Raw genomic sequence first — 10420 nt, 5'->3', positions numbered from 1 at the left:
TGCCCACGGCCACTACCGCCGTCGATGAGTCGCCGCCGCACCGCCCGACTCCTCGCGCTCGCCGCGCTCCTCCCGTTCGTCGGGCGAGCGCTGGCTCACGGAGGGAGCCTCGGCGGCGGTGCCGGCCGTTCGCTCGACGTGCCGACGTGGCTGTTCCTCGCGACGGGCGGGGGCGTCGTCGGCGTCTCCTTCCTGCTGTCGTCGTTCGCCACCGACCGCGAGTTCCTCGCGCGCGTCCACGAGCGCCGCCGCGAACTCGACGTACCCGTCGGCGACGCGCTCGTGGCCGCGGCCCGCGTCGTCGGCGTTCTCGCGGTGGCCGGCGTCGTCGCCGCCGGCTTCCTCGGCCCGGCCGCCCCGCTCCGCAACGCCGCCGTCCTCGTCGTGTGGGTCGGCTGGTGGGCCGGACTGGCGATGGCCGCCTACCTCGTCGGGAACGCCTGGCCCGCGTTGAACCCGTGGCGGACGATGGCCCGCCGTCTTCCGTCGCTCGACCGTCCGGTGCCGGTCGACGGCGCGTGGCTCTCGACGGCCGGTCTGCTGGCGCTGGTGTGGATGGAGGTGGTGAGCCCGCTCGCGGACGACCCGCGACTGCTCGCGGCCGTCGTCGTCGGCTACACGGCGCTCGCACTCGGGGGGTACGTGCTGTTCGGCGCGCGCTACTTCGAGACGGTCGACCCCGTCTCGCGTGTGTTCCGCTCCTACGGGATGGTCGCGCCCACAGAGCGCGGTTCCGACGGACTCCGACTCCGGCTCCCGGGGTCGGGACTGGAGACGGACAGCCTCGACGGGCGCGGGGACGTGGCGTTCGTCGTCGCCCTCCTGTGGGGGACGACGTTCGACGGTCTCGTCGGGACGCCCCCCTGGGCCGACTTCGCACGGGCCGTCGTCGACGCGGGCGTTCCGGCGGCCCTGCTGTATCCGGCGGCGCTTCTCGCCGGCTTCGCGGTGTTCTACGCGGCCTACCTGCTGGCGGTGCGGTACGGCGCCGGCCACGCGGAGACGCGCCTCGACGAGAGCGTCCTCGCCCGCCGGTTCGCCCCCTCGTTGCTGGCTATCGCCGCCGGCTACCATCTCGCCCACTATCTCGGCTACTTCCTGTCGCTGTCGCCCGCGCTCCTGGGGGCGCTCGCGGACCCGCTATCGCCCGGGCAGGCGTACACGCTCGTCCTCCCGGGGTGGCTCGGCGGCGCGTCGCTCGCGGCGGTGCTCGTGGGCCACGTCCTCGCGGTGTGGGTCGCTCACGCCGTCGCCTACGACCTGTTCCCGTCGCGGATGCAGGCCGTCCGCTCGCAGTACGCGCTGACGCTGGTGATGGTGTTCTACACGATGACCTCGCTGTGGATAGTGTCCAGACCGTACGCCGCCCCACCGTTCGTATGACCGACACGCACGACACCGACCCGACGTGTCCGTACTGCGACCGGGCGTTCGCCCGCGAGTCGTACCGCGACCTCCATCTCGGCGTCGACCACGCGGACCGACTCACCGACGCCGAACGCGAGCGGTACGAGACGGCCCACGAGCAGGAGGAGCAGGAACTGCGACTGTACCGCTACAAGGCGCTGGGCCTGCTCGTGCTCGTCTACTTCGGGTTCATCATCCTCTACGCCTTCTCGCTCGGGGCGCGGTAGGTGCCGCTGGGTCGCTCCCCGTCCTGGGTGCCGGTCCGGGCGGGCCGTTCGAGACGGGTCACCGGTCGGTCCAGGGTCGTCGGACCGGCAGGTACCGAACCGCCTACCGCGTCCCTTTAGTCCCGGCCGGCGCTACCCGTGGGCATGCGACGCATCGGGGTCGTGGTCAATCCCATAGCCGGGATGGGCGGCCGGGTCGGGCTGAAAGGCACCGACAACAAGGTCGAGGAGGCTCGCCGCCGGGGGGCCGAACCGCGCGCGCCCGACCGGGCGGTGCAGGCGCTCGAACACATGCGCCAGCAGGGTGTCGACGTCGAACTGCTGGCGTACGGCGGCGTGATGGGGGAAGACGAGGCCCGTGAGGCCGGCTACGACCCCGAGGTCGTGGGGTATCCCGGCGACGAGGACACGTCCCGGGAGGACACGCGGGCGGCCGTCGCGGCGTTCGTGGACGCGGACGTTGACCTCGTGCTGTTCGTCGGCGGGGACGGTACCGCTGTGGACGTGGCGGAGGCACTGGACGAGTCCGGCGCCGACACGCCGATGCTGGGCGTGCCCGCGGGCGTCAAGGTGTACTCCTCGGTGTTCGCGGTGACGCCGCGGGCGGCCGGTCGCCTCGCCGTCTCGTTCGACCGCACCGCGACCCGTGAGGTGAACGACATCGACGAGGACGCGTTCCGGGGCGGCGACGTCAACACCGAACTGAAGGCGGTCCGGCCGGTGCCGGTCGGCGAGGACCTCCAGTCGTCGAAGCAGATCGGCGGCGGCACCGTCGAACAGCTCGCGGAGGCCGTCGCCGGCGACTGCATGGAGGAGCCGGAGACGACGTTCGTGCTCGGCCCGGGGTCGACGCTCGACGCCGTGAAGACGGAACTCGGCTTCGACGGCGCGCCGCTGGGCGTCGACGTGTGGCGCAACGGCGACCTGCTGGCGGGCGACGCCACCGAGTCGGAGATACTCGCGGCGCTCGGCGAGACCAACCGAATCGTCGTCTCCCCCATCGGCGGCCAGGGGTTCATCTTCGGCCGCGGCAACCCGCAGATTTCCCCCGCGGTCATCCGGCAGTCCGAGGTGGAAGTGGTCGCCTCCCGCAAGAAACTCGAGGACATCGGCGTCCTCCGAGTCGACACTGGCGACCCGGACCTCGACGAACAGCTCCGGGGCTGGCAACGGGTCCGCGTCGGGAAGTTCGAGCGCCGTCTGCTGAAAGTCGTCTGATTGTCTCCCCCACTGGCTAATCACCGGCCATTCGTCTTTACCCCCATTAGTGAACCTTAAGGGTGTGCAAAGCAGAGGGTGCGGTATATGGAGACACGCAAAGTACAGCGGCTGGGGCCGTCGACGCTGGCGATGACGCTGCCCGCGGAGTGGGCGAAGGCACAGGACGTCGAGAAGGGCGACGAGGTGTCGCTTCGCATCGGTGGGAAGGGGACGCTCACCGTCATGCCGGAGTCCGTCCAGCAGGAGGAGTCGGAGGCGGTCATCCACGCCGACGAACTGGAGTCGGACGCCGTCGAGCGCGCCATCCTCGCACAGTACGTGCTCGGACGCCGCGTCATCCAGGTCGAAGTCGAGGAGGGCGGCACCCTCGACTCACAGACCATCAACGCCGTCTACAACGCCGAGACGCAACTGATGGGGCTGGGCGTCATCGAGGAGACGCCCGAACGCATCGCCATCCGGTGTTCGGTGGACCCGGAGGACTTCACGCTCGACAACCTGCTCGAACGCCTCGAATCCACGGGGTCGACGATGCGCAACGAGGCGGTGAAGGCGCTTGCCCACGGCAACCCGGACCTCGCACAGCGGGCGCTGAACCGCGAGCGGCAGGCGAACAAGATCTTCGTCCTCCTGCTCCGCCTCATCTTCACGGCCTACCAGAACCCGAACCTCGCGCGGGCCGTGGGGCTCGACTCGGGGTTCCCGCTCATCGGCTACCGCTCCATCGCGAAGAACCTCGAACTCACCGCGGACAACGCCGAGGACATCGCCGAAATCGTCCTCGAGACGGAGGGTCACACCCTCAGCGTCGACGACGCGACGATGCGGCGCATCCGCGAGTTCACCGACTCGGTCAACGAGGTGACCGAGAAAGGCGTGCGGTCGGCCGTCGAGCGCGACTACGACCTCGCCATCGAGACCCGGCGGCTGTTCCGGGAAATCGACGACCGGCAGACCGACATCCTGATGGACCTCCCGGAGATGTCCAACGAGGACCTGCTCCGGGTGCGCGAGGTGCTGGTCGCGCTCCAGCAGACCGCCCAGTACGCGGTCCGTAACGCCGAAATCGCGACGAACCTCGCGCTCAACGAGGACAGCGAGTACGTCACCATCGCCTAGTCGGCAGGCGCGGCGCTCACCTCCGACTCCTCGCACGACTCTCGTTTCTCGACGGTCAACGGGTTCCGGCGGCTAATGGCGCAGTCGAACGCCGGATGCTCCGCGAAGTGACGCACCAGCATGTGGCGCCGGGAGCCGGTGATGCCGGTCCGGCTCACGTCCTCGGCGGTGAACGTCTCGGGCAGTCGCTCGTACAGGCGCTCGACGCGTGCGAACGCGTCGAACACCTTCTCGTTGCCCGCGCTGTCGGCACCGCGGCGCGCGACGACGTAACTGCCGTCCTCGCGATGTTCGCCGCTGGTGTGCAGGAACTCGCGGCGCTCGACCAGCGCGTCGCCGACGGCCGCCTGCAGTTCGCGGGCGGCCGCACGCGACAGCCGGTGCTGGGTACCGTCTATCTCGACCAGAATCGATTCGCCGTCGCTCGTCGCTACTGGCTCCTCACGGGAGAACTCGACCAGGAGCGGTGGCACTCCGGTTCATGCACCCGGCCGTACACCGGGCGGGGTCAAAACCCTGTCGCCGGTCACCCGATGAGGCCGCCGGTCTCCGTCGCGGTGGGCGTGGTCTCGACGGGTGCGGGCGTCGCGGTCGGCGTCGACACCGGCGAGTCCAGCGGCGCGTCGTCGGGGGAATCGACCGGCGAATCGACCGGCGAGTCGACGATGCCGCCGTCGGTGCCCTCGGGCGTGGCCGTCGGGGTCGGGGTCGACCCGTCGCGTCCGCCATCGGCGTTCTTCGTCCCGAAGATGTCCGTCTCGATGGTCTTCTCGTATGTCAGCCGGTCGAGCGGCACCCGTATCTGCTGGTCGGTGCCCGGCAGTTCGACCGTCGCGTAGAAGTCGATGCGGAGCGCCGTCACCTGGTCGTTGCGGAGGTGGCTCACCCACCACTCGTCGAGCCGCTGATTGTCGATGGTCGGGGCCGTCCGGACGACCTCCGTCGCCCCGCCCGGTACCACGTACGCCCGGTCGGTCGCCCCCTCCCCGACCGGGATGTCGTTCATCGTTATCTCGTAGCCGACTTCGGTGATGGTGTACGGCTTCAACTGTGGGTTGTAGACGGTGAACGCCATGTCGATGGGCGTCGACTCGCGGTCGACGTCGCCCCACTCCGCTCTCGTCTCGTTGATGTAGAGCACCGGGTTCGAGTACAGGGGGTTCTCCGGCCCGTGGACCGGGCGCGCCTCGTCGGAGTTGAACTGGCCGATGATGTTCGTCTCGACCCGCCTGTTCTGCTCGATGTCGAACTGGCGGTTGCCGAGGATGGAGGTGTCGACCCGCGCGTCGATGGTGACGTTGGTCACCTCGTCGTTCTGGATGTGCGAGGCCCACCACGGCGGGATGCGGTCGTTGCGCATCTCCGTGGTAAAGTTCAGCGTCGAGTTGCCCGTCTCTATCTCCAGTCCCTCCTTCTGCCCGCTCGCCATCGCCACGTCGTTCATCATCACGGTGTAGTTCACCGTCGTCCCGCCCAGCCGGACCCCGATGGGGTTCGGGTTGTCGACGACGAGGTCCGTCTCCACGATGGTCGTCTCCTCCGAGGTGGCACCGAACCGATTGTCGACGTCGGCGACCGTCGGCGCGCCGAACACGCCGAGCACGAACCCGCCGCCGATACTGAACGTCAGGAGGCCGACTGCGGTGAGGAACGCCTTGAGTTTGGAGCCGAGAAACAGCGCCCGAACGTCCATTAGCGGGCCCAACACGGCGGCCGTCTATATGCTTTCTGACCGCCGCTCGCCGGCGGGCACCGCGAGCAGTCCGACGAGCGCGCCCACGCAGGCGGCCAGATACACGGCGCCGGCCCACAGGTGGATACTCCAGGCCAGTCCCGCGGTCACGGCGACGGCGGCGAACTGACCGGCGGTCACGAGCGCCGTCGTCCCGGCGACCGCCCCCAGTAGCCGGCGACGGCTCCCGGTCGCCACGCCGGCCCACACCGCGGCGTCCAGCAGGAGTCCTGCCACGACTGCGGGCACGGCCAGTGCGGGCGAGCCACCGACGACCGCGACGGCGGCGACCGGGCTGCCGACGAGTAGCGTCCCGGCGCCGACCGTCGGCCGGAGCCGCGTGAGATAGTAGGCGACGACACCGCCGACCAGCACCGCCTGCCAGAGCACGGCCGCGAGCCCGACCGCGGGGTGGGTGCCCCCGGCACCCGCTACGACGAACGCCGGTTGCGCGTAGAGGCTGAACAGGGCGGCCAGCGCCGCCGCGACCAGCAGGCCGACGACGGCGGGCGCCTGCCGCCAACCGGATTCGCCGCCGCGGGCCAGCGTCGCGCGCAACGGGGCGGTGGCGAACAGGACGCCGCCGGTCGCCAGCGCGAGATGCGTCGGGCTGACGAGCGCCTCCACGTCCGACTCCGCGCCGAACGCGGTGTGCCACAGCAGGTCGCCCGGCCCGCCGAGCGCGAACACGACGAGCCCGACCGCACCCAGGCGGTAGCCGACCGGCGGTGCGTGCCCGAGGCTCGCGCCCTCGCGGTAGCGGCGGACGGACACGGCCGCGACCAGCGCCGCGAGCGCGAGAAAGCCCGAGTAGAACATGGCGTGTTCCGGCGTCAGAAACCCCTCCTCGGCGAAGTCGAAGCCGGCGACGTGCGAGCGCACGTCGAGCACGACGCCCGTAATGGACCACACCTGTATCGCCGTCACGACGGCGTCGAGGCGGACGCCGGACAGCGCCCCGGTCGCCGCGAACGGTCCGGTGAGCGTTCGGTCCTCCCGAGCCATGCGATGCTCTGGCAGGGGCGGCATGATAAGTCGGTTGCCGCACGACAGGGGTGGAACGCGGGGATTAAGTGGGCGTCGTCGGAACGACCGGTATGGCAACTTCAGAACGGTCGGACAAACGCGTGGGGCTGGCCGCGCTGTTCGCGGTGCTCGGACTCGCTGGCGCGCTCGTGATGCTGGTGTCGGCGCTCAACCACCAACAGCTCCTCTCGGGGTGGGGGTTCGCGGGCGCGATGCTGTTCGGGGCACTGCTGGTCGCGGCGCTCCATCTGTACGACTGAGACCACGACGGCGCAAGTTTAAGTTCGATAATCCGCTAGCAGGGGTATGGCCGAACCCGACGAGGAGGACGAGCGCATCCTCGCGTACCTCCGCGACCGCGCGGACGCGGGGAAGCGGTACTTCCGCGCCAAGCATATCGCGGACGCCATCGGGCTCACGGCGAAGCAGGTGGGGACGCGGCTCCCACGCCTCGCGGAGGAGTCCGACGACGTCGACATCGAGAAGTGGGGGCGTGCGCGCTCGACCACGTGGCGGGTCACCCCGGAGTGACCTCCCGACCCGGAGCGGGCGGTTTTAACTCTCGTCCCCTCCAGCGGTGCGTATGACCGTACGGGTCGAGCGGACGTTCGAACTCGACGCCCCGCCGGAGCCTGTCTGGGAGTTCATCTCCGACCCGGAGCGGCGCGCCCGCCCCATCAGCGCCGTCGTCGACTTCGAGCTCACTGGCCCGGAGAGCGCCATCTGGCATCTCGAGATTCCGGTCCGGTTCACCGACCGCACCATCGCAGTCGAGACCGAGGACGTCGAGCGCCGCGAGGGCGAGTACGTCCGCTTCGTCGGCACCTCGAAGGTGATGCGCGTCCAGGGGGAACACACAATCGAGCGCGTCGACGGCCGGACGCGCGTCACCAACCAGTTCGTCGTCGACGGGCGCGTCCCCGGCGTCGAAACGTTCTTCGAGCGGAACCTCGACGGCGAACTCGACAACCTGGAAGCCGCGCTCCGCGACGCGCTCGGGCTCGATTCCGACCCATGAGACTCGCACTCGCCCAGCACCACGTCGAGGCCGGTGCCGTCTCCGCGAACGTCGACCGCGCTGTCGCGGCCATCGAGACGGCCGCCGCCGACGGCGCGGACCTCGTCGTTCTGCCGGAGCTGTTCAACGTCGGCTACTTCGCGTTCGACTGCTACCAGCGCGACGCCGAACCGCTCGACGGCCCCTCCCTCTCGCGGGTCCGCGAGGCGGCCCGCGACAACGAGGTGGGCGTGCTCGCCGGCTCCGTCGTCGAGGACCTCTCGACGACCGACGGCGGCCCCGCCGAGGAGGGACTGGCGAACACCGCCGTCCTCTTCGACCGCGCGGGCGAGCGGCTGGCCGTCTACCGCAAACACCACCTGTTCGGCTACGAGAGCGCCGAGTCGCGCCTGCTCGTCCCCGGCGAGACGCTCGGCGTCGCCGAGTTCGAGGGGTTCACCGTCGGGACGACGACGTGTTACGACCTCCGCTTCCCGGAGCTGTACCGCGAGCTAGTCGAGGCGGGCGTCACGCTCGTCTGCGTGCCGAGCGCGTGGCCGTACCCGCGGGTCGAACACTGGGAACTGCTTCCGCAGGCGCGTGCGGTCGAGAACCAGACGTACGTCGCCACTGCCAACGGCTCCGGCACGTTCGAGGACGCCGAACTCGTCGGTCGGTCGACGGTGTACGACCCGTGGGGGACGGTGCTGGCCTCCTCGAGCGACGAACCCGCGCTCGTCACGGCGGACCTGGACCCGGAGCGGGTCGAGCGGGTCCGCGAGGAGTTCCCCGCGTTGCGGGACCGACGGCTGTAGCGGCGCCGGTCCGACTGGCTCGAAACCAACGGCCCGCGGTGGTGGCTGGAAACGAACGTTTATCAGTGGGGCCGCCGAACCCCCGATTGCCAAAGCGACGCTTTTCTCGTCGCGGAGGCAGATTACGGCCACCACACAGGCCGGGTCCGCCCGGTGCCCGGCCGCATCCGCTCCGCGCCCGCCACTCGGGGCTCCCGCCCCCACCTTCGCCTTCCGGCTCAATCGTCCACCAGCCCCGCGTCCGGCGGCCCCATCTGCGGGCGGTCTGCACGAAACGGCAGTTCTTTGGTCGGCGCTCGCTACGCCTCGCGTATGGTCAGCCTCGGACTGGTGGTCGCCCAGTTCAACAAGGAGCGGCCCATCACCCACGAGATGGAGGCGGCCGGCCGCGAGGCCGCCGCAGAGCGCGGCGCCGACATCGTCGACACCATCGAGGTGCCCGGCGCGTACGACGCGCCGCTGGCGGCCGACCGACTGGCGCGGCGCGACGAGGTCGACGCCGTCGCCGTCATCGGAGCCATCATCACCGGCGACACCGACCACGACCGCGTCATCGCGGACGCGGCCGCGACGGGATTGACCGACGTGTCGCTCGACCGCGACACGCCGGTCGCCTTCGGCGTCTCCGGGCCGGGGATGAGCCAGGCCGAGGCCGAAGAGCGCATCCCGAAAGGTGCCGAGGCCGTCGAGAGCGCCATCGACCTCGCAGAGGAACTATGAGCATGGACTTCGCCGACCGCGTACGACGAGTTGAACCGAGCGCGACGCTCGCCATCTCCAACCTCGCCTCCGAACTGGAGGCGGATGGCGTCGACGTCGTGGACCTCTCCGTCGGGGAGCCGGACTTCCCCACCCCCGAGAACGTCACCGAGGCCGGCAAGCAGGCGATGGACGACGGCCACACGGGGTACGCCCCCTCGAACGGCATCCCGCCGCTGAAGGAGGCCATCGTCGAGAAACTCGCCGGCGACGGCCTCGACTACGGCACCGACGAGATAATCGTCACGCCGGGTGCGAAGCAGGCGCTGTACGAGACGTTCCAGGCGCTCGTCGACGACGGCGACGAAGTCGTCCTGCTGGACCCGGCGTGGGTCAGCTACGAGGCGATGGCGAAGATGGCCGGCGCGGAGCTCTCGCGGGTCGACCTCTCGGGCCACGGGTTCCAGCTGGAGCCCGCGCTCGACGCGCTCCGGGAGACGGTGAGCGACGACACCGAACTGCTGGTCGTCAACTCGCCGTCGAACCCCTCCGGGGCGGTGTTCTCCGACGCCGCGCTCGAAGGGGTTCGCGACATCGCCGTCGAGCACGACGTGACGGTCATCTCCGACGAGATATACGACGCCATCACCTACGACGTCGAACAGACGTCGCTCGGCTCGCTCGACGGGATGGGCGACCGCACGGTGACGATAAACGGGTTCTCGAAGGCGTACTCGATGACCGGCTGGCGGCTCGGCTACCTCGCCGCGCCGGCGCCGCTGGTCGACCAGGCCTCCAAACTGCACAGCCACTCCGTCTCCTGTGCGACCCACTTCGTCCAGTACGCGGGCGTTGAGGCGCTTGAGAACACCGACGACGCCGTCGAGGAGATGCGCGCGGCGTTCAGCGAGCGCCGCGACATGCTCGCGGACCTGTTTGCCGACCACGGGAAAGACGTCCCGGTCGGCGACGGCGCGTTCTACATGATGCTCCCCGTCGACGAGGACGACCAGGCGTGGTGTGAGGGGGCCATCGAGGACGCCCACGTCGCCACCGTCCCCGGGAGCGCGTTCGGCACGCCCGGCTACGCGCGGCTCTCCTATGCCGCCAGCGAGGAACGCCTCCGCGAGGGGGTCGAACGGCTCGCGGACAACGGCTACCTGTAGTTCCGCGGGGG

General features: G+C 70.2%; 13 protein-coding genes. 10 read left to right on the top strand and 3 right to left on the bottom strand.

The window, feature by feature from the left end; all coding sequences use genetic code 11:
• Positions 1 to 24: 24 nt before the first annotated feature.
• The 4 genes from NL112_RS18530 (at position 25) to NL112_RS18515 (ending at position 3974) form a co-directional block, all read left to right on the top strand.
• Complete coding sequence (locus NL112_RS18530) at positions 25 to 1383, top strand: hypothetical protein (RefSeq protein WP_255150330.1); 1359 nt, start codon at positions 25 to 27, stop codon at positions 1381 to 1383.
• Complete coding sequence (locus NL112_RS18525; RefSeq protein WP_255150329.1) at positions 1380 to 1634, top strand: DUF7410 domain-containing protein; 255 nt, start codon at positions 1380 to 1382, stop codon at positions 1632 to 1634. Before NL112_RS18530 ends, NL112_RS18525 begins: the two co-directional genes overlap by 4 nt.
• A 144-nt stretch (positions 1635 to 1778) precedes the next feature.
• A complete protein-coding gene (locus tag NL112_RS18520; RefSeq protein WP_255150328.1) occupies positions 1779 to 2852 on the top strand; it encodes an ATP-NAD kinase family protein in 1074 nt (357 codons plus the stop codon).
• A gap of 87 nt (positions 2853 to 2939) precedes the next feature.
• Positions 2940 to 3974, top strand: coding sequence for a phosphate uptake regulator PhoU (locus NL112_RS18515; protein WP_255150327.1), 1035 nt, complete (start codon positions 2940 to 2942; stop codon positions 3972 to 3974).
• Here the strand turns inward: NL112_RS18515 and NL112_RS18510 are convergent.
• From NL112_RS18510 to NL112_RS18500, 3 genes are all read right to left on the bottom strand, one after another.
• Positions 3971 to 4351 (bottom strand): DUF7528 family protein, encoded by a 381-nt coding sequence (locus NL112_RS18510; protein WP_350356181.1) that lies wholly within the window; start codon positions 4349 to 4351, stop codon positions 3971 to 3973. The two genes, NL112_RS18515 and NL112_RS18510, sit on opposite strands and share 4 nt — an antisense overlap.
• 149 nt (positions 4352 to 4500) lie before the next feature.
• Positions 4501 to 5667: an LEA/WHy family protein gene (locus NL112_RS18505; RefSeq protein ID WP_255150325.1), complete on the bottom strand. Its 1167-nt coding sequence runs from the start codon at positions 5665 to 5667 to the stop codon at positions 4501 to 4503.
• 24 nt (positions 5668 to 5691) lie between these two features.
• Positions 5692 to 6711 carry a hypothetical protein gene (locus NL112_RS18500; protein ID WP_255150324.1) on the bottom strand — a complete coding sequence of 340 codons (1020 nt, stop codon included), beginning with the start codon at positions 6709 to 6711 and terminating at the stop codon, positions 5692 to 5694.
• A 92-nt stretch (positions 6712 to 6803) separates the two neighbouring features.
• Between NL112_RS18500 and NL112_RS18495 the strand changes: the two genes are divergently transcribed.
• The 6 genes from NL112_RS18495 to NL112_RS18470 all read left to right on the top strand — a co-directional run bounded on the left by NL112_RS18495 (position 6804) and on the right by NL112_RS18470 (position 10409).
• On the top strand, positions 6804 to 6992 hold the full coding sequence (locus NL112_RS18495; protein WP_255150323.1) for a DUF7525 family protein: 189 nt from the start codon (positions 6804 to 6806) through the stop codon (positions 6990 to 6992).
• A 46-nt stretch (positions 6993 to 7038) separates the two neighbouring features.
• Positions 7039 to 7263 (top strand): DUF7123 family protein, encoded by a 225-nt coding sequence (locus NL112_RS18490; RefSeq protein ID WP_255150322.1) that lies wholly within the window; start codon positions 7039 to 7041, stop codon positions 7261 to 7263.
• A gap of 52 nt (positions 7264 to 7315) precedes the next feature.
• On the top strand, positions 7316 to 7750 hold the full coding sequence (locus NL112_RS18485) for an SRPBCC family protein (protein ID WP_255150321.1): 435 nt from the start codon (positions 7316 to 7318) through the stop codon (positions 7748 to 7750).
• Positions 7747 to 8544 carry a carbon-nitrogen family hydrolase gene (locus NL112_RS18480; protein WP_255150320.1) on the top strand — a complete coding sequence of 266 codons (798 nt, stop codon included), beginning with the start codon at positions 7747 to 7749 and terminating at the stop codon, positions 8542 to 8544. The genes NL112_RS18485 and NL112_RS18480 overlap by 4 nt, the downstream gene beginning before the upstream one ends.
• A gap of 312 nt (positions 8545 to 8856) precedes the next feature.
• The gene (ribH, locus tag NL112_RS18475; RefSeq protein WP_255150319.1) at positions 8857 to 9264 is read left to right on the top strand and encodes a 6,7-dimethyl-8-ribityllumazine synthase; all 408 of its coding nucleotides are present in this window, start codon (positions 8857 to 8859) and stop codon (positions 9262 to 9264) included.
• Complete coding sequence (locus tag NL112_RS18470; RefSeq protein ID WP_350356139.1) at positions 9261 to 10409, top strand: pyridoxal phosphate-dependent aminotransferase; 1149 nt, start codon at positions 9261 to 9263, stop codon at positions 10407 to 10409. The genes ribH and NL112_RS18470 overlap by 4 nt, the downstream gene beginning before the upstream one ends.
• Positions 10410 to 10420: the final 11 nt, after the last annotated feature.

It is taken from the genome of Halorarius halobius (assembly GCF_024298865.1).
Taxonomy (GTDB): Archaea; Halobacteriota; Halobacteria; order Halobacteriales; family Haloarculaceae; genus Halorarius; species Halorarius halobius.
Note: the sequence above shows the minus strand (reverse complement) of the source record. Positions and strands in the feature narration are given on the sequence as shown.

What these genes read in the sequence shown, in the direction of transcription:
- NL112_RS18530 (WP_255150330.1), top strand. Translation starts at nt 25, where the DNA reads ATGAGTCGCCGCCGCACCGCCCGACTCCTCGCGCTCGCCGCGCTCCTC.
- NL112_RS18525 (WP_255150329.1), top strand. Translation starts at nt 1,380, where the DNA reads ATGACCGACACGCACGACACCGACCCGACGTGTCCGTACTGCGACCGG.
- NL112_RS18520 (WP_255150328.1), top strand. Translation starts at nt 1,779, where the DNA reads ATGCGACGCATCGGGGTCGTGGTCAATCCCATAGCCGGGATGGGCGGC.
- NL112_RS18515 (WP_255150327.1), top strand. Translation starts at nt 2,940, where the DNA reads ATGGAGACACGCAAAGTACAGCGGCTGGGGCCGTCGACGCTGGCGATG.
- NL112_RS18505 (WP_255150325.1), bottom strand. Translation starts at nt 5,667, where the DNA reads ATGGACGTTCGGGCGCTGTTTCTCGGCTCCAAACTCAAGGCGTTCCTC.
- NL112_RS18500 (WP_255150324.1), bottom strand. Translation starts at nt 6,711, where the DNA reads ATGGCTCGGGAGGACCGAACGCTCACCGGACCGTTCGCGGCGACCGGG.
- NL112_RS18495 (WP_255150323.1), top strand. Translation starts at nt 6,804, where the DNA reads ATGGCAACTTCAGAACGGTCGGACAAACGCGTGGGGCTGGCCGCGCTG.
- NL112_RS18490 (WP_255150322.1), top strand. Translation starts at nt 7,039, where the DNA reads ATGGCCGAACCCGACGAGGAGGACGAGCGCATCCTCGCGTACCTCCGC.
- NL112_RS18485 (WP_255150321.1), top strand. Translation starts at nt 7,316, where the DNA reads ATGACCGTACGGGTCGAGCGGACGTTCGAACTCGACGCCCCGCCGGAG.
- NL112_RS18480 (WP_255150320.1), top strand. Translation starts at nt 7,747, where the DNA reads ATGAGACTCGCACTCGCCCAGCACCACGTCGAGGCCGGTGCCGTCTCC.
- ribH (WP_255150319.1), top strand. Translation starts at nt 8,857, where the DNA reads ATGGTCAGCCTCGGACTGGTGGTCGCCCAGTTCAACAAGGAGCGGCCC.
- NL112_RS18470 (WP_350356139.1), top strand. Translation starts at nt 9,261, where the DNA reads ATGAGCATGGACTTCGCCGACCGCGTACGACGAGTTGAACCGAGCGCG.